Source organism: Micromonospora sp. NPDC005220, from assembly GCF_040607895.1.
Taxonomy (GTDB): domain Bacteria; phylum Actinomycetota; class Actinomycetes; order Mycobacteriales; family Micromonosporaceae; genus Micromonospora.
On the sequence record NZ_JBEXHP010000002.1, the window covers coordinates 25636 to 42218 of the forward strand.

The window sequence follows — 16583 nt, forward strand, 5'->3', positions numbered from 1 at the left end:
GTGAGCCTGCCTTTCGTTCGCGACTGCGGGACTCCGCTTCGCTGCGTTCCTCGCGCTCACGGTCTACATCCGGAAGACGCCGAAGCCGTCGGCGCCCTTCACCGGTCCGTTGTGAATCGCCGAGAGGCAGAGCCCGAGGACGGTCCGGGTGTCCCGGGGGTCGATCACCCCGTCGTCGTAGAGCCGGCCGGAGAGGAAGAGCGCGCCGGACTGCGACTCGATCTGCTGCTCGACCATCATCCGCATCGCCGCGTCGGAATCCTCGTCGTAGTCGCGCCCCCGGGCGGCAGCGGCCTGCCGGGCCACGATGGACAGCACCCCGGCGAGCTGCGCCGGCCCCATCACCGCCGACTTCGCGTTCGGCCAGGTGAACAGGAACCTCGGTTCGTACGCCCGGCCGCACATGCCGTAGTTGCCGGCCCCGTACGAGGCGCCCAGGTTCACCGTCAGGTGCGGCACCGTCGAGTTCGACACCGCGTTGATCATCAGTGCGCCGTGCTTGATGATGCCGCGCTGCTCGTACTCGGTGCCGACCATGTAGCCGGTGGTGTTCTGCAAGAAGATCAACGGGGTGTCCGAGGCGTTCGCGAGCTGGATGAACTGGGCCGCCTTCTGCGCCTCCGCGCTGAACAGCACCCCTCGGGCGTTGGCCAGCACCCCCACCGGGTACCCGTGCAGCTCGCCCCAACCGGTGACCAGCGCGTCCCCGTACGCCGGCTTGAACTCGTCGAAGTCGCTGCCGTCCAGGACCCGGGCCAGCACCTCCCGGGGGTCGAACGGCACCTTCAGGTCGGCGCTGGCGATGCCGAGCAGCTCCTCCGGGTCGTACTTCGGCGGCTGCGGCACCGCCGTCCGCGGCGACGGGCCCTGCTTGCGCCAGTTCAACCGGCGTACGCACTGCCGGGCCAGCCGGATGCCGTCCCGCTCGTCGGCGGCCAGATAGTCGGCCAGCCCGGACGTGCCGGCGTGCATCGCCGCGCCACCCAGCGACTCGTCGTCGGTGACCTCGCCGGTCGCCATCTTCACCAGCGGCGGACCGGCCAGGTAGACCTGCGACCGGTTCCGAATCATGATCACGTGATCGGACATCCCCGGCACGTACGCGCCACCGGCCGTCGCGTTGCCGAAGACCACGCTGACCGTGGGGATGCCCGCCGCCGAGAGCCGGGTGAGATCACGGAACACCCGACCACCCGGAATGAAGATCTCTGCCTGGGTGGGCAGGTCCGCCCCGGCCGACTCGACCAGGTTGACCATGGGCAGCCGGTTGGCCAGGGCGATCTCGCCGGCCCGCCGGGTCTTCGCCAGCGACCACGGGTTGACCGCGCCGCCGCGTACCGTCGGGTCGTTGGCGACGATCAGGCACTCCACGCCCTCGACCACCCCGATGCCGGTGACCACGCTGGCCCCGACCGGGAAGTCCGAGCCGTACCCGGCGACCGGCGACAACTCCAGGAACGGGCTGTCGGCGTCCACCAGCAGCTCGATCCGCTCCCGGGGCAGCAACTTGCCGCGGGCGTGGTGCCGGGTCACGTACTTCTCGCCGCCACCCGCCCGCGCCTGGTCCAGCGCGGCGTCCAACTCGGTCAACCGCTCCAGCAACGCCGCCCGGTTTTCCACGTAACCCGGTGCGGCCGGGTCGACCGCGCTGTCCAGGATCGTCACCGTGCCTCCTTCGTTCGCGACTGCGGGGCTCGCAAACCCGGCTCACTCCTCGCGCTCACAGGCCCATGCCTTTCGCGATGATCTCGTTCATGATCTCGGTGGTGCCGCCGCCGATGCCGAGGATCCGCGCGTCGCGGTAGTGCCGCTCCACCTCGGCGTCGCGCAGGTAGCCGAAGCCGCCGTGCAGTTGCAACGCCTGGTCCACGACCTGGTCGCAGGCGGCTACCGCGACGTTCTTGGCCATCGCCACCTCGGTCACCACCGGCTCGCCCGCCGCCACCCGGATGGCCACCTCGTGCACGTACGACCGGGCCGCCTCGGCCCGGGTGTGCATCTGGGCCAACCGGTGCCGGATCAGCTGCCGGCTGGCCAGCGGACGCCCGAAGGTCTCCCGGTCCCGGCACCAGCGCACCGCCAACTCGACGCAGCGCTGCGCCGTCGCGTACGCCTGGGTCGCCAGCGACAGCCGTTCCGCCGCGAAGTGCTGCATGATCGCCAGGAAACCGGTGTTCTCCGCGCCGATCCGGTTGGCGACCGGTACCCGTACGTCGACGAAGGACAGCTCGGCGGTGTCCGAGCAGTGCCAGCCCAGCTTCTCCAACCGGCGTCCCACGGTGAACCCGGGCGACCCCTTGTCGATGACCAGCAGGGTGAGTTCACCGCTGCCGGGGAAGTCGGTACACACCGCAGTGGTCACGAAGTCGGCCCGGTGCCCGCTGGTGATGTACGTCTTCGACCCGTTCACCACGTAGTGGTCGCCGTCGCGGCGGGCGGTCGTGCGGATGCCGGCCACGTCCGAACCGCCGTCCGGCTCGGTGATGGCCAGCGCGCCGATCATCGTGCCGGACAGGGTGGGCCGGACGTACCGCTCGATCAGGCTGTCGTCGCCCGGCGACGAGACGCCGCCGAGCCGACCGCCCAGCGACCCACCGGTGCGGGCACCGGCCGCCGCGACCATGTGCGGCAACGCGATACCGTGCGTGAACAGGGCCGCCACCAGCCCGGACGAGCCGCCGGAGCGGATCAGCTCCTCGGTCACGATGATCGAGTCGAGCAGGTCACCGCCGCTGCCACCGACCGACTCCGGGAAACCGATGCCGAGCAGGCCGAGCTTCGCGGCGGTCGCGTGCAGCGCCCGGGGCACCTCCCCGGCCCGCTCCCAGTCGTCCAGGTGCGGCAACACCTCCCGGGTCACGAACGCCCGGGTCAACTCGCGCAGTTGCCGCCGCTCGGGAGTGTCCACAATGGTCATGGCGCTTCCCCGGTAGGTAGGTCGACGATTCGGGCGCGCAGCAGCTCGCCGAGCGCCTTGGCCTGTGGGTCGAACCGGGTGGACGCGGCCACCCCCGCCCCGAGCAGGCCCTCGATCACGAAGTTGACGGCGCGCAGGTTCGGCAACTCGTAGCGCCGCACGGTCAGCGGCGCGGTCTCCGGCAGCAGCTCGGCCAGTCGCTCGACGGTAAGCCAGCTCCGCAGCCACGCGTACCCGGCGTCGGAACGCGCCCAGACACCGAGGTTGGCGTCTCCGCCCTTGTCCCCGGATCGCGCGCCGGCCACCTCGCCGAGCGCCCCGCGCCGGGTCGGACCGTCGACGGCCGTGCCGCCGCCCGGGGTGGTCTCGTCCTGCACTGTGCGGGCGGTGCGGATCGGCGGGGCGATCGGCACCCGCTCGCCGCCGGGTAGCACCGCGACGTGCCCCACCGCGTCCTGCGGCACCGTGTCGGCGGTGAACACGCCGTACGGTGTCGCGTCGCCGGGCACTGTGGTCAGCGTGCAGCCCGGGTACGAGGCCAGGGCCAGTTCCACGGCGGCGGCCGAGAAGGCCCGCCCGGCCCGCGCCTTGTCACCGTCGCGCAGGTGTACGTGCAGCAGGGCGCTGGCCGCCTCGGTGTCGGCGGCATCCGGATGGTCGGTCCGGGCCAGCGTGAACTCCAGCCCGTCCTTGCCCACCGCCTCCTCGATCTGCGCCCGGACCAGTGCCGCCTTCGCCTCGATGTGCAGACCGCAGAGGACGAACGTCATCGAGTTGCGGAAGCCGCCGAGGTTGTTGACGCCCACCTTGAGGGTGGGCGGTGGCGGTGTGCCCCGTACGCCGGAGACCCGGACCCGATCCGGCCCGTCGGAGTGCAGCGTCACCGTGTCCAGTCGGGTGACCACGTCCGGCCCGAGGTAGGACGGCCCGCCGATCTCGTAGAGCAGTTGGGCGGTGACCGTCTCCACGGTGACCGCGCCGCCGGTGCCCGGATGCTTGGTCAGCACGGATGAGCCGTCGGAGTGCACTTCGACGATCGGGAATCCGGGCCGGTGACCGCCGTCGGGCAGCTCGGTGAAGAAGCTGAAGTTGCCACCGGTGACCTGTGCGCCGCACTCGACGAGGTGCCCGGCGACGGTGGCCCCGGCCAGCTCGTCGAGGTCGTCGCGGCCCCACCCGTACCGGGCGATGGCCGGGCCGACCACCAGCGACGCGTCGGTGACCCGGCCGGTGACCACCACGTCCGCACCGGCGTCGAGGCAGGCGGCGATCCCGAACGCGCCGAGGTAGGCGTTGGCGCTCAACGCGTCCGCCCGCTGGATCGTGTCGCCCTCGACGTGGCCGACCTGGGCCGGCAGGCCGAGCCGGTGGGCGAGCTTCTCGATGGCGGCGGCAAGGCCGGCCGGGTTCAACCCGCCGGCGTTGGTCACGATCCGTACCCCTCGGTCGAGGGCGGTGCCGAGGCAGGTCTCCAGTTGCCGCAGGAACGTCTTCGCGTAGCCCAGGTCGCTGTCGCGCAGACGGTCGCGAGCCAGGATCAGCATGGTCAACTCGGCCAGGTAGTCGCCGGTCAGCACATCCAGCTCACCGCCATCGAGCATCTCCCGCCAGGCGGTGAACCGGTCGCCGTAGAAGCCGGAGGCGTTGCCGATGCGGATCATGCCCGTACCCCGTTCCCGGCGGCCGGCTTCCGGCCGTCACCCGGCGGCCCGGCGAAGGCCTGCGCCACGTCGAGCCACTCGTCGGCAACCGGCCCGGTGGCGACCAGCGCGAGGTCCGCGCGGTGTCGGCGCTGGGTGACAAGCTGGCAGAAATCCCGAGCCGGGCCGGTGACCCGGTCGGCGGCGTCCGCCGGACCCCAGCTCCATGTGTCGCCGCCGGGCCCGACCAGCTCAACCCGGACCGGCGCCGTCGGTGCCTCCCGGCCGTGCGCGACGAAGCCGTGCCCGAGGGTACGCACGCCCAGGTGCGCCACGTGCCGAAGTCGTTGGCTGTCGGGGCGGACCACGTCGAGGGCGTCCGCCACGTCCGCGCCGTGCGCCCAGGTCTCCATGATCCGGGCGGTGGCCATCGACGGGGCCGACATTCGGGTGCCGTACCAGGGCAGCTTGCCGCCGGCCGGAACGGCGGCCAGCGCGTGGAGAAGCGCGGTTCGGCCGGCCCGCCAGCGGGCGAGCAGTTCGGCCGGCGGGGCGAGGAATTCCTCGGCGCCCACGTCGACGAGTCGGGTCACGTCCGGCGCGGCGGTCACCGTCGCGTAGAACGCCTCGGGATCGGTCGCGGCCAACAGCGCGACGTGGTCGGTCCAGGCGAGGTGGGCGATCTGATGCCCGATGCTCCAGCCCGGTGCGGGGGTCGGCCTCGCCCAGTCGACCGCCGGCAGAGGTGCCACCAGGGCGTCCAGCTGGGCGGACTCGTCGGCCAGGTCGGTGAGCAGGTCGCTGAGGTCGACCATGGTGCCTCCGGTCGGTGGTGGCCGGTGCGGCCGGCGGTCAGGGGGTGAGCAGGGTGGCGAGCTGGCGCTTCCAGGTGGTCAACAGGGCGGCCCGGCGGGCGGAGTCGTCGCTGAGCAGGTTGGCCACCCCGAGCCCGCGGAGCAGGTCGAGGGTGGCCTGCACCGCTTCACGGACGCCGGGTCGACGCTCGTCGACGCCGAGCAGCGCGACGGTGAGCCGGTGCATCTCTCGCCCGACCGTCGCCTCGAGCGGCACCAGGGCGTCCCGGAGCTCGCGATCGGTGCGGGCGGCCACCCAGAGCTCGAGCGCGGCCACGAACAGCGGCCCGGTGAACGCCACGGCGAGCAGGTCGACCACCCGGTCCAGCCGCTGCGGGCCGGCCGGTAGCGCCTCGGCCTCGGTGCGCAACTCGTCGGCCCGGCGCTCGGCCAGATGGGCCACCGCGGCCGTCACCAGCGCCGCCTTCGTTGGGTAGTGGTGCAGCTGAGCCCCACGCGAAACACCGGCCCGCGCCGCGACGACTGTGGTCGTGGTGCCGGACCAGCCGTGCTCGATCAGGCAGTCGACGGTCGCCTCCAGCAGCCGGGCCTGAGTGGCGCGGCTGCGTTCCTGCTGAGGGACGCGCGTCGATGCGGTGGGCACGGGGACAGCCTGCGGCCTACGAAACAAACAGTCAAGACTGACTTTTTCTGGGCCTTGGCGTGGGCGGCGGTGCGTGGGCTTCGCCCGTCAGTGAAGACTTGCACCGGGCGGGGACGCACCGGGCCGGGACGCACCGGGCCGGAACGACCGGCACAGGTGCATGGCAGATCCTGTAGAGCTGCCCCGTCTATGGGGCGTGCCGGCCTCGACGTGCCGGCCCCGACGTGCCGGCCCCGACGTGCCGGCCCCGACGTGCCGGCCTCGACGTGCCGGCCTCGACGTGCCGGCCTCGACGTGCCGGCCTCGACGTGCCGGCCTCGACGTGCCGGCCTCGACGTGCCGGGCCCGCACATGGCAGCGACCGGGTTGGCCGGGGCAGGTTGACCGGACGGGTTGGTCGGACCGGGATCGCTTGACCGGGGCCGCCCCAAATCTGGGGCAGCTCTACAGGCAGCGAGTAGGGACCTTCCCCCTTGCCCGACGCGCCCTCGCTGATCCGATGCGCGTATCCCGACCTCGCTCAGCAGCCGTCGCTCAGCGGCCGTCCTTCGGCAGCCGTCGCTCAGCGGCCGTCGCGGGGGCCGAAGGCGGTCAGCGCGTCGGCGTCGCTGTGCTGGGAGCGCAGGTACTCGTCGGCCCAGGCGGCGGCGTCGGGAAAGGCCGACTCCGTCGCCACCCGGGCGCAGGCCGCGTCCACGTCGAAGGCGGTGCGGCGCAGTTGGACACCCGGCCCGAGCAGTGCCCACCACGCGCCCGCGCCCCCGTACGGCATGCCAATGCTGCCCGGGTTGACGACCAGCCGTCGGTCGACCAGCCGGGCGAAGGGCATGTGGGTGTGGCCGCAGACGACCGTGCGGACCTCGGCCGGCAGGCCGGCGAACACCTCCGTCCAGCGCCCCATCCGGGAGTCGACGAGCACCATCTCCTCGTCGTCGCGGGGCGTCGCGTGGCAGAACAGCGTCGGGCCCAGGCCGTCGATCTCCAGCGTCACGGTCGCGGGCAGCGCGGCCAGCCGGGTGACCTGGTCGTCCCGGAGCTGGCCGGCGGCCCAGTTCGACACCTCGATCGAGGCGGGACGGCCCGCGCGGGCCTCGACCAGCTCCCGTTCGCAGTTGCCGCCCACCCAGGAGGCCCGGTCACCGAGGTCGGCGAGCAGATCCAGCACCTCGACCGGCTGCGGGCCGGCCGCGATGTCGCCGGTCAGCACGATGAGGTCGGCGGCGGCGACGTCCGGCTCGGCCAGGACGGCCTCCAGCGCGGGCAGTACGCCATGGATGTCGGACAACACGGCGACGCGGTTCAGCATGGGCCCACCCTTCACCCCGCCAGCCGTCCCGAACCAGCGATTCTGCGCCGGGCAGACGAAGACGTCCCCGCCTTGCCGTCGGTGACGGAAGGCGGGGACGTACCGATGTCTCAGACGCGGGCGCGGCGGGCCAGGCGCTCCGGGTCCAGGATGATGATGCTCTTGCCGTCCAACCGCAGCCAGCCGCGCGAGGCGAAGTCGGCCAGCGCCTTGTTGACGGTCTCCCGGGAGGCGCCGACCAGCTGGGCGATCTCCTCCTGAGTGAGGTCGTGGGTCACCCGCAGAACGCCGCCGTCGCGGGTGCCGAAGCGGCCCGCCATCTGGAGCAGGTTCTTGGCGACCCGGCCCGGCACGTCCGTGAAGATCAGGTCGGCGAGCGAGTCGTTGGTCCGGCGCAGCCGCCGGGCGAGCACCCGGAGCAACTGCTCGGCGATCTCCGGGCGGTTGTTGAGCCACGGCCGCAGCGCCTGCTTACGCAGCCGCACCAGCCGGGTGTCGGTCACCGCGGTGGCGGTCGCCGTACGCGGACCCGGGTCGAAGAGCGACAGCTCACCGACCATGTCCGACGGCCCCATCACCGCGATCAGGTTCTGCCGGCCGTCCGCCGCGCGGCGACCGACCTTGATCTTCCCGGACAGCAGGATGTAGAGGCTGTCACCGGGCTCGCCCTCATTGAAGACGATCTCGCCCTTGCGGACCTCGATCGTCTCCATCTCCTTGGCAAGCGCCTCGGCAGCTTCCGGGTCAACACCCTGGAAGATCCCGCTGCGGGCCAGTACCTCGTCCATTGCGCACCTCCGGTTGCGCGTGCCGTCCGTCGGCCGGGGCCGCCGTCCGCTGATCCCCTCGCGCGCCGCCAAGTCTAGGCGCACGTGAGCATGAATCAGAGGTCGCCCCTGGAATCTTGATCGGTGGGCGTAACCTGCCCGACGTGCTGAGCGAGCCGATTCTGACCAGCCGCCCCGAGGACGGGCGGCACGTACCGCTGCTTGTCTGGCGCGCGGACGCGCCAGTGCGGGCAGTCAGCAGTGCCCCGGTGGGCGGCGGCATCGGGGTCCGGCGGTGGGTGCTGAACGCGACCGTGCCGATGTCGTACGACCGGGATGACCCCGCGGCGCACCTGGCCTCGCTCGCCGCTGAGCTGGCCCTCGACGGGCCCGGGGTTGGTCTGCTGACCGGCGTCGACGTGACCGAGGTGGTGGCGCGGACCGACACCGGGGTGCGGGCCTGGGCGACGGTCGGGCTCGGCACGCCGGTGCCCGCGGCCGCGCCGACGCCGGCCGCGCTCGCCCAGCGCGTCGGTACGGTCAACATCGTGGTGTACGTGCCGGCCCGGCTCGCCGACTCGGCGCTGGTCAACGCGGTGGCCACCGCGACCGAGGCGAAGACCCAGGCGATCACCGAGCTGGGGCTGCCGGGGACCGGCACGCCCACCGACGCGGTCACCGTGCTCTGCCCGGTGGACGGGCCGGAGGCCGCGTACGGCGGCCCGCGCTCCACCTGGGGTGCGCCGCTCGCCCGGGCGGTCCACGCGGCGGTGCTGGCCGGTGGCGCCCGGCCGGTCGTGCCGTGGTCCGAGCAGCTCTACGGCGCAAAGTCCGCCCGATCGGCTGTCGTTGGCGCGTTTGACGACCGGTAAGGTCGCGGGCGATGTACGCTCCCGCCCCCCTCGCGTCCCGCCCGCGCCGCCGCGTCGCCCTCGGCCTCGCCGCGCTGCTGGCCGCCCTCCTCGTGGCCGGCTGCGCCGAGCCCGACGGTGAGGCGCCCGTCTGGCAGCCCGGCGCGGGAGGTGGTGGCACCGGCGCGCCGGTCTCCACGGCCGGCCCGAAGGCCACCGGGCCCGCCTCCTCCGGTCAGGGCGGCGCGATCTCGCTCTCCGCCACCGGCGACATCATCATGGGCAACGCGCCCAGTCGGCTGCCCGCCGCCGGCGGTAAGGGCTTCTTCAGCTCGGTCACCGAGGCGCTCAAGGCCGACCTGGTGATGGGCAACCTGGAGGAGCCGCTGACGGTCGACACCGGCACCGGCAAGTGCGGGGCGAACTCCACCCGCTGCTATCAGTTCCGGGCCCCGCCGGAGTACGCCGCGCACCTGCGCGACGCCGGCTTCAAAGTGCTCAACCAGGCCAACAATCACGGCTACGACTACGGGCCGAAGGGCTACGAGAACACGCAGAAGGCGCTGGAGAAGTACGACCTGGAGCACACCGGCGCACCGGACGAGATCACCGTCGTCGACGTCAAGGGCGTCAAGGTCGCCGTCGCTGGCTTCTCGTCGTACGTCTGGTCCAACAGCCTGGTCGACATCGCCAAGGCGAAGACGGTGGTCGCCAAGGCGGCCACCATGGCCGACCTGGTCGTGGTGCAGGTGCACATGGGCGGCGAGGGCGCGGACCAGACCCGGGTGAAACCCGGCACCGAGATGTTCCTGGGTGAGAACCGGGGGGACCCGGTGAAGTTCTCGCACGCCATGATCGACGCGGGCGCGGACCTGATCGTCGGGCACGGCCCGCACGTGCTGCGCGGGATGGAGTTCTACCAGGGGCGCTTGATCGCGTACAGCCTGGGCAACTTCGCCGGCGGCAGCAACACGTTGATCAACACCGGCCGGCTGGGCTGGGGCGGGGTGCTGAAGGTGTCGCTCAAACCGGACGGCAGTTGGGCCGGCGGCACGTTCACCTCGACGTACATGAACTCCACCGGCAAGCCGACGATGGACCCGGACGACCGGGGTCTGGGTCTGGTCACCGAGCTGAGCCGCGCCGACTTCCCCAAGGGCGGCGCCCGGTTCGACGGGCAGGGGAAGATCTCGCCGCCGACCGCCGGCTGACCCGAGCGGGACCGTCCGGGGTGCGACGTAGGCTGACCGTCGTGACCAGTAGCCCTCCCGGTGCCAGCGAGACCGATCTCGGGCGCAAACGCCGTGCCCGCAAGATCGGCCGGGTGCTGGCCGAGACGCATCCCGACGCGCATTGTGAGCTGGACCACTCCAACGCTCTGGAGTTGGCCGTCGCCACGATCCTGTCCGCGCAGTGCACGGACAAGAAGGTCAACGAGGTCACCCCGAAGCTCTTCGCCCGCTACCCGAGCGCTGCCGCGTACGCCGGCGCCGACCGGGGCGAGATGGAGGAGCTGATCCGGCCCACCGGCTTCTACCGCAACAAGACCGACTCGCTGCTCAAGCTCGGTCAGGCCCTCCTCGACCGGTACGACGGCAGGGTCCCGGGCCGGCTCGTCGACCTGGTGACGCTCCCCGGCATCGGCCGCAAGACCGCCAACGTGATCCTCGGCAACGCCTTCGACGTCCCGGGCATCACCGTCGACACGCACTTTCAGCGGCTGGTCCACCGGTGGCGGCTGACCACCGAGACCGACCCGGTCAAGATCGAGCACGCGATCGGCGCGCTGTACCCCAAGCGTGACTGGACCATGCTGTCGCACCGGATCATCTTCCACGGGCGACGCGTCTGCCACGCCCGCAAACCGGCCTGCGGGGCGTGCACGCTCGCGAAGCTCTGCCCCTCGTACGGCACCGGACCGACCGAGCCGGCGGCCGCCGCCAAGCTGCTCAAGGGCCCCCGGGCGCGCGACCTCGCGGTGGCGGCCGGCGTCGACCCGGAGCTGGTGTCCGCCCAGGCGATCACGGCGGAGGTGCCGTGAACCGCCGCCTCGCCCTCGCCGTCCTGCCGCTGCTGCTGGCCGTCACCGGTTGCACCAGCGGCCCGGCCGAGGACGATCCAGCCCCCCGCCCGGCCGCGGCCCAGCGACCATCCCCGTTCCGGGACTGCGCCACCCTGAACACGCCACCCACGGTCGCGGCACCCGGCTCCGGCACGGCGACCCCTGCGTCGCCTGGCTCGGACACCACGGCCCCTGGCCCGTCCGGCACGCCGACTCCCGCCGCTGGCGGGCAGGGGCTGCCGGAGCTCACGCTCTCCTGCTTCACCGGCGGCGCTCCGGTCGCGCTGCGCTCGGTCGCCGGTCCAGCCGTGATCAACATCTGGGCGTCCTGGTGCGGGCCGTGCCGCAAGGAGCTGCCGGCCTTCCAGCGACTCAGCGAGCGCGCCGCCGGCCAGCTCCAGGTCGTCGGGGTCAACACCCGGGACAGCCGGGGCGGCGCCCAGTCCATCGGGGAGGACTTCGGCGTACGGTTCCCGATCCTCGTGGACCAGGGCGACGCGCTGCAACGCGAGCTGGAGCGCAACGCCTTCCCGCTGACCCTCTTCGTCGACGCGCAGGGCCGGATCCGGCACGTCGACGCCACCGGGGCTCTCGACGACGCCTCGCTCGCCAAGCTGGTCCGCCAGCACCTCGGCCTGACGGTGCCGGCGTGACCCGCCGGCCGCCCGACTGGATCGAGCCGCTGCTGACCCGGCTGGGCACCGCCCGCGCCGAGGACTTCACCCGGCTGACCACCCCGGCCGAGGGCGGTCGGGAAAGCGCGGTGCTGGTGCTGCTCGGTGAGCAGCCCGGCGTGGGTCCCGACGTGCTGATCCTGCAACGCGCCGCCACCCTGCGCAACCACGCCGGCCAGCCGGCCTTTCCCGGCGGCGCGGCCGACCCGGAGGACGTCGACGTCCGCGCCACCGCCCTGCGCGAGGCGAACGAGGAGGTGGGCCTCGACCCGGCCAGCGTGACAGTGCTGGCGGAACTGCCGAAGCTCTGGATCCCGGTCAGCGACTTCGTGGTCACGCCGGTGCTGGCCTGGTGGCACGACCCGCACCCGGTGCATTCACGGGAGCCGGCCGAGGTGGCACACGTCGCCCGGCTGCCGGTCAGCGAGCTGGTCGACCCGGCCAACCGACTGCGGGTCCGCCACCCGAGCGGCTGGATCGGGCCGGCGTTCTCGGCCCGCGGGATGCTCGTCTGGGGGTTCACCGCCGGGGTGCTCTCCACCCTGCTCGAGATGGGCGGCTGGGCCCGTCCGTGGTCGCGCAACCGGGTGGTGGAGCTTCCGCCGACCGGGGCGACACCGGCCCCGTCCGCCGGCACCGACGAGGCTGACGAGAACGCCCTGCGCTGACTGCACGGTCACCTTCCGCAAGCGATGGTCATCCGGCGGGCGGACTGCCCGTACGCTTGACCCGTGTCCGTCGTGGATCTCGTCCTGCTGCTGCTCATGCTCGTGTTCGCGATCAGCGGATACCGCCAGGGTTTCGTCATCGGCGTCACGTCGTTGTCCGGCTTCTTCCTGGGTCTGTTGCTGGGTCTCCAGCTCGGGCCGCTGTTCGCCAGACAGTTCGTGGACGCCGGCACCCGCGTGTTGATCTCGCTCGTGGCCATCTTCGGGTTGGCGGTGGTCGGGCAGGCTCTCGCCGGTTGGCTCGGCTCGCACCTCCGCAAGACGATCACCAGCGACGTGGGCAAACGGGTCGACGACGTGGGTGGCGCGTTCGTCTCGCTGTTCGCGGTGCTCCTGCTCGCCTGGCTGGTCGCCGTGCCGCTCGGCTCGTCGTCGGTGCCCTGGCTCGCCGCCTCGGTCCGCAACAGCGCGTTGATCACGGTGGTCAACCGGGTCCTGCCGGAGCAGGCCCACCGGTTGTCCACGGCGTTGGAGGACACCGTCGACACCGACGGGTTCCCGGACGTCTTCGGTGACCTCGCGCCCACCCGGGCCCGGCAGGTCGACCCACCGGATCCGGCACTGGCCGGCTCGCAGGTGGTGGTCAGCGGCCAGCAGTCGGTGGTCAAGGTGCTCGGCTCCGCGCCCAGCTGCTCACGGCGGATCGAGGGTTCCGGCTTCGTGTACGCGGACGACCGGGTGATGACCAACGCGCACGTGGTGGCCGGCACCCGCTCGGTCGCGGTGGAGTTGGGCGGCGAGCGGTACGACGGCAAGGTGGTGGTCTACGACCCGAGCCGGGATCTGGCGGTGCTGCTGGTGCCCGGGCTGCCCGGGCCGTCCCTGCGGTTCGCCGCCGGCAACGCGGGCAGCGGCTCGGACGCCATCGTGCTCGGCTTCCCGCTCGACGGCCCGTACAACGCGCAGTCGGCGCGGATCCGGGACGTGGACCGGATCAAGGGCCCGGACATCTACTCGTCCAGCGACGTGACCCGGGAGATCTATACGATTCGGGCGCTGGTCCGAAGCGGTAACTCGGGCGGTCCGCTGCTCTCCGCCAACGGCCTGGTGCTCGGCGTGATCTTCGCGGCGGCGTCCGACGACCCGAACACCGGCTTCGCCGTGACGGCGGCCGAGGCCCGCCCGGTGGCGCTGGCCGGGGCCGAACGTAACCGGCAGGTCGGCACCGGAGAGTGCACCTGAGCGTCGCCGCCGGGTCAGCTCAGCCCCGGGCCGGCAGGGTGGGACGACGCTGGATGGTCGGCAGCTTCGCCCGGCCCCACCGCAACCCCCGGTCCAGCACGGCCCGCGCCATGATCGCGACGCAGGTGCCGCCGTTGAGGAAGGACGCCACCACGTCGCTCGGGTGGTGCATGCCCCGGTACATCCGGGTCAGCGCCACGCCCAGCGGCACCATCAACAGCAGCGTCCACCAGGCCACCTTCGCGCCGGTGCTGCGCGCCCGCAGCGCCATCAGCACGGCGATGCCGACGTAGAGCGCCACCGCCGCCGAGGTGTGCCCGGACGGAAAGCTCGACGTGGGTGGCGAGACGTCCATGTGCTCCACCGCCGGCCGCTGCCGGTCGATCGCCACCGTGGTCAGCAGGAACACCAGTGCCTGGGCGGTCACCGCCGCACACAGGAACAGCGGCTCCCGCCAGCGCTTCAGCCAGAGCCGCAGGGCCAACGCCACCAGTACGGTGACCACGACGATCAACTGGGTGCTGGCCAGCGTGCTGAACACCAGCGAGACGTTGTTCCAGGCACCGGTGCGGTCGGCGGCCAGTTCCCGGTTCACCGCGTCCTCCACGGTGAACGGCCAGGTCCGGGCGAACACTCGGGTGACCAGCACTCCGAGCAGCACCATGAACCCGAGCAGGAGGGACACCGGCAGCAGCACCCGCCGGACGATCTGGACCACGGTCTCGGACATGGGTCGGCCAATACCCTGCCGACCCCGTCGTCACTCCTCAGGCAGCTCCCGGGTGCCGCTCGACCTCCGGAGCGACGCCGTCGCGGGTCGGCTGGACCGGCCGGAGACCGGTGTGTGCCCGCCAACTGGTGAAGGCGGCGGTGGTGGCCGCGACCACCGCGACCCCGAGCAGCCAGCCGCCCACCACGTCACTGGTGAAGTGCACGCCGAGCGCCACCCTGCTCAGCCCGGTCACCACGGTGAGCAGCACCGCCGCGACCCAGAGCGCGGCCCGCGCCGCCCCCCGCCCGACGTACGGCAGGAGCACCAGCACCAGCACGCCGGCGGCCAGGGTGGCGTTCAGCGCGTGCCCCGACGGGAACGAGTAGCCGGCGGCCCGGGCCACCGGGTCCAGCAACTCCGGCCGGTCCCGGCCGACCAGCAGCTTGAGCAGCGGGCCGACCAACCCGCCGACGACCATGGTGGTGGCCGCCCAGAGGGCCAGCCGGCGGGCACCCCGGCGCAGTAGCCAGACCACCAGGAGCAGGACGACGGCGCGCAGCGGCATCGGTGCGAACACCTCGGTCCAGACCCGCATCAGCACGACCCAGGCCGGGTGGTCCTGGGCGTAGCTGTGCAGCGCGTCGGTGACCGTCGCGTCCAGCCGGTGCAGTGGCGCCCAGGCGCCGAGCACCAGCAGTGTGAGCAGCGCGAACGGCACCAGCACCAGGAACGCCGCCGTCGCGGCGAGAGTGAGTCGCAGCCCCAGCGCGTGGTCCGGGTCGAATCGGCGGCGTTGCCAGGACGGCTGGCCGGTGGGGGCGACGGTGGGCGGCCGGTGCGTACTCATGGGTCTGTTCTACCCGGCCGGGCGGCCGGTCAGGCCTGCCGGACGGACGCGATCAGCGGGTCCGCTGACGCAACCGGCGGACCATCAGGGCCGCACCGCAGACCAGGGCGACGAGGAGCACGACCGTGATCCACAGTCGCTCCGACCCGGACGTGTCCGGACCGCCGGCGGCCCGAGCCGTCCACCGGCTCTGCTGGCCGGCAGCGCCGAGACCGAGCGGATCGCTACCGGCGCCAGCCACCGGATCGTCGTCGACCGAGCCGGGCGCCGGACCGAAACCGGTCACGCCCGGCGACGTCTGGTCGTCCAGCGGGTTGACGGTTACCGGCGGCACCTGAGCGGTCAACGCGGCCACCGGGTCGACCATCCCGTACCCGAAGCGGTCGTCCCGACCAGTCGGGCCCAGGTCCCGGGCGGTGGCCAACAACCGGTTGACCACCTCGCCCGCGGGCATCTGCGGATAGCGGGACCGGACCAGCGCGGCGGTCGCCGCCACCAGGGGCGCGGCGAAGCTGGTGCCCTGCACCCGCCAGTACCCGCCGGGGGGCTTGGCGCCGACCAGCCCGCTGGCCGGAGCGGTGAGCACCGTCGCCCGACCGGTGATCGAGCCGGACCACAAGTTGTCGCTGCTGCGTTCGAGACCGGCGACCGCGATCACACCCGGCTCCCGAGCCGGATACCAGACCTTGGTGCTGCTGGAGGTGGCCAGGTTGCCGGTGCAGGCCACCACGACCACGTCCCGGACGAACGCGTAGTCCAGGGCGGCGGCCAGTGCCGGGCTGTCGCCACTGCCGCCCAGCGACAGGTTGATCACGCGGGCGCCGTTGTCGACCGCCCAGCGGACGCCCTGAGCGACGATCAGCGCGTCGTCGTAACGATTCTCCTCGTCCAGCACGCGGACCGGCAGGATCCGGGCGTCCGGTGCCAGGCCGACCACGCCCCGCTTGTCGTCGCTGCGCCCGGCGATCAGACCGGCCACCGTGGTGCCGTGGCCCACCGGGTCCGGGCCCGGGGCGCCGCCCGGGGCGACCAGGTCCTTGCCGGGCAGCACCTGGCCGACCAGGTCGGGGTGGGTGCCGTCCACTCCGGAGTCGACCACCGCCACTGTCACACCCCGACCGGTCGAGCTGCGCCACGCCGTCTCGGCCCGCAACTCGTCGAGCTGCCACTGCTCGTCGCGAACCTGGTCGGTGCGGGCGATGGTGTCACCGGGGGCGAACGCCATCGGCGCGCCGGCGAGCTGCCCGCCGTTCGTGGGCGCGGCGACGGGCACGACCGCCGCGGTCGGGGCCACGACGGCGAGCGCCGCGGCCACACCGAGCAGCGCCCGGCCGGTCGCTCGTCGGGCCGCTGACGGACCGCTGTACCGCACCCCAGTCACATCCCCAGCCATTCATCCCGACGGAACCATGACGATCGGAGATTACCGGTTTCCCCAC

Annotated in this window: 16 protein-coding genes; 6 read left to right on the forward strand and 10 right to left on the reverse strand. The window is 72.7% G+C overall.

Annotated features, from left to right (window positions below):
- Positions 1 to 63: 63 nt before the first annotated feature.
- From ABZU52_RS01115 to ABZU52_RS01145, 7 genes are all read right to left on the reverse strand, one after another.
- Entirely contained in the window at positions 64 to 1665 is a 1602-nt protein-coding gene (locus ABZU52_RS01115; protein WP_354969074.1) for a carboxyl transferase domain-containing protein, read from the reverse strand.
- Between the two features lie 55 nt (positions 1666 to 1720).
- Positions 1721 to 2917 (reverse strand): acyl-CoA dehydrogenase family protein, encoded by a 1197-nt coding sequence (locus ABZU52_RS01120; RefSeq protein WP_354969075.1) that lies wholly within the window; start codon positions 2915 to 2917, stop codon positions 1721 to 1723.
- Positions 2914 to 4578, reverse strand: a complete 1665-nt coding sequence (locus tag ABZU52_RS01125; RefSeq protein ID WP_354969076.1) for an acyclic terpene utilization AtuA family protein — start codon at positions 4576 to 4578, stop codon at positions 2914 to 2916. The genes ABZU52_RS01120 and ABZU52_RS01125 overlap by 4 nt, the downstream gene beginning before the upstream one ends.
- Positions 4575 to 5372: a TIGR03084 family metal-binding protein gene (locus tag ABZU52_RS01130; RefSeq protein ID WP_354969077.1), complete on the reverse strand. Its 798-nt coding sequence runs from the start codon at positions 5370 to 5372 to the stop codon at positions 4575 to 4577. Before ABZU52_RS01130 ends, ABZU52_RS01125 begins: the two co-directional genes overlap by 4 nt.
- Positions 5373 to 5409: 37 nt before the next feature.
- Positions 5410 to 6015, reverse strand: coding sequence for a TetR/AcrR family transcriptional regulator (locus ABZU52_RS01135; protein ID WP_091403316.1), 606 nt, complete (start codon positions 6013 to 6015; stop codon positions 5410 to 5412).
- Between the two features lie 562 nt (positions 6016 to 6577).
- Positions 6578 to 7321, reverse strand: coding sequence for a metallophosphoesterase family protein (locus tag ABZU52_RS01140; RefSeq protein ID WP_354969078.1), 744 nt, complete (start codon positions 7319 to 7321; stop codon positions 6578 to 6580).
- Between the two features lie 110 nt (positions 7322 to 7431).
- The gene (locus ABZU52_RS01145; RefSeq protein WP_007466162.1) at positions 7432 to 8109 is read right to left on the reverse strand and encodes a Crp/Fnr family transcriptional regulator; all 678 of its coding nucleotides are present in this window, start codon (positions 8107 to 8109) and stop codon (positions 7432 to 7434) included.
- Positions 8110 to 8252: 143 nt separating this feature from the next.
- On the opposite strand from ABZU52_RS01145, the gene ABZU52_RS01150 reads away from it, so the two are divergent.
- The 6 genes from ABZU52_RS01150 to ABZU52_RS01175 all read left to right on the forward strand — a co-directional run bounded on the left by ABZU52_RS01150 (position 8253) and on the right by ABZU52_RS01175 (position 13585).
- Entirely contained in the window at positions 8253 to 8960 is a 708-nt protein-coding gene (locus ABZU52_RS01150; protein WP_354969079.1) for an adenosylcobinamide amidohydrolase, read from the forward strand.
- A gap of 11 nt (positions 8961 to 8971) precedes the next feature.
- Positions 8972 to 10150 (forward strand): CapA family protein, encoded by a 1179-nt coding sequence (locus ABZU52_RS01155; protein WP_354969080.1) that lies wholly within the window; start codon positions 8972 to 8974, stop codon positions 10148 to 10150.
- 41 nt (positions 10151 to 10191) lie between these two features.
- Positions 10192 to 10980, forward strand: a complete 789-nt coding sequence (nth, locus tag ABZU52_RS01160; RefSeq protein WP_354969081.1) for an endonuclease III — start codon at positions 10192 to 10194, stop codon at positions 10978 to 10980.
- The gene (locus ABZU52_RS01165) at positions 10977 to 11654 is read left to right on the forward strand and encodes a redoxin family protein (RefSeq protein WP_354969082.1); all 678 of its coding nucleotides are present in this window, start codon (positions 10977 to 10979) and stop codon (positions 11652 to 11654) included. Before nth ends, ABZU52_RS01165 begins: the two co-directional genes overlap by 4 nt.
- Complete coding sequence (locus tag ABZU52_RS01170; protein ID WP_354969083.1) at positions 11651 to 12343, forward strand: CoA pyrophosphatase; 693 nt, start codon at positions 11651 to 11653, stop codon at positions 12341 to 12343. The genes ABZU52_RS01165 and ABZU52_RS01170 overlap by 4 nt, the downstream gene beginning before the upstream one ends.
- Positions 12344 to 12406: 63 nt before the next feature.
- Positions 12407 to 13585: a MarP family serine protease gene (locus ABZU52_RS01175; RefSeq protein ID WP_354969084.1), complete on the forward strand. Its 1179-nt coding sequence runs from the start codon at positions 12407 to 12409 to the stop codon at positions 13583 to 13585.
- Between the two features lie 19 nt (positions 13586 to 13604).
- Here ABZU52_RS01175 and ABZU52_RS01180 read toward each other — a convergent pair whose 3' ends face one another.
- Genes ABZU52_RS01180 through mycP form a run of 3 tightly spaced genes read right to left on the reverse strand, consistent with a single transcriptional unit; the run spans position 13605 to position 16537 of the window.
- A complete protein-coding gene (locus ABZU52_RS01180) occupies positions 13605 to 14315 on the reverse strand; it encodes a phosphatase PAP2 family protein (protein ID WP_354969085.1) in 711 nt (236 codons plus the stop codon).
- Positions 14316 to 14352: 37 nt separating this feature from the next.
- Positions 14353 to 15144, reverse strand: coding sequence for a phosphatase PAP2 family protein (locus ABZU52_RS01185; RefSeq protein WP_354969086.1), 792 nt, complete (start codon positions 15142 to 15144; stop codon positions 14353 to 14355).
- A 52-nt stretch (positions 15145 to 15196) separates the two neighbouring features.
- Positions 15197 to 16537 (reverse strand): type VII secretion-associated serine protease mycosin, encoded by a 1341-nt coding sequence (gene mycP / locus ABZU52_RS01190; RefSeq protein WP_354969087.1) that lies wholly within the window; start codon positions 16535 to 16537, stop codon positions 15197 to 15199.
- Positions 16538 to 16583: the final 46 nt, after the last annotated feature.

Coding starts and splice junctions, on each gene's coding strand:
- ABZU52_RS01120 (WP_354969075.1), bottom strand. CDS start 2,917: ATGACCATTGTGGACACTCCCGAGCGGCGGCAACTGCGCGAGTTGACC.
- ABZU52_RS01125 (WP_354969076.1), bottom strand. CDS start 4,578: ATGATCCGCATCGGCAACGCCTCCGGCTTCTACGGCGACCGGTTCACC.
- ABZU52_RS01130 (WP_354969077.1), bottom strand. CDS start 5,372: ATGGTCGACCTCAGCGACCTGCTCACCGACCTGGCCGACGAGTCCGCC.
- ABZU52_RS01140 (WP_354969078.1), bottom strand. CDS start 7,321: ATGCTGAACCGCGTCGCCGTGTTGTCCGACATCCATGGCGTACTGCCC.
- ABZU52_RS01145 (WP_007466162.1), bottom strand. CDS start 8,109: ATGGACGAGGTACTGGCCCGCAGCGGGATCTTCCAGGGTGTTGACCCG.
- ABZU52_RS01155 (WP_354969080.1), top strand. CDS start 8,972: ATGTACGCTCCCGCCCCCCTCGCGTCCCGCCCGCGCCGCCGCGTCGCC.
- ABZU52_RS01180 (WP_354969085.1), bottom strand. CDS start 14,315: ATGTCCGAGACCGTGGTCCAGATCGTCCGGCGGGTGCTGCTGCCGGTG.
- ABZU52_RS01185 (WP_354969086.1), bottom strand. CDS start 15,144: ATGAGTACGCACCGGCCGCCCACCGTCGCCCCCACCGGCCAGCCGTCC.
- mycP (WP_354969087.1), bottom strand. CDS start 16,537: ATGGCTGGGGATGTGACTGGGGTGCGGTACAGCGGTCCGTCAGCGGCC.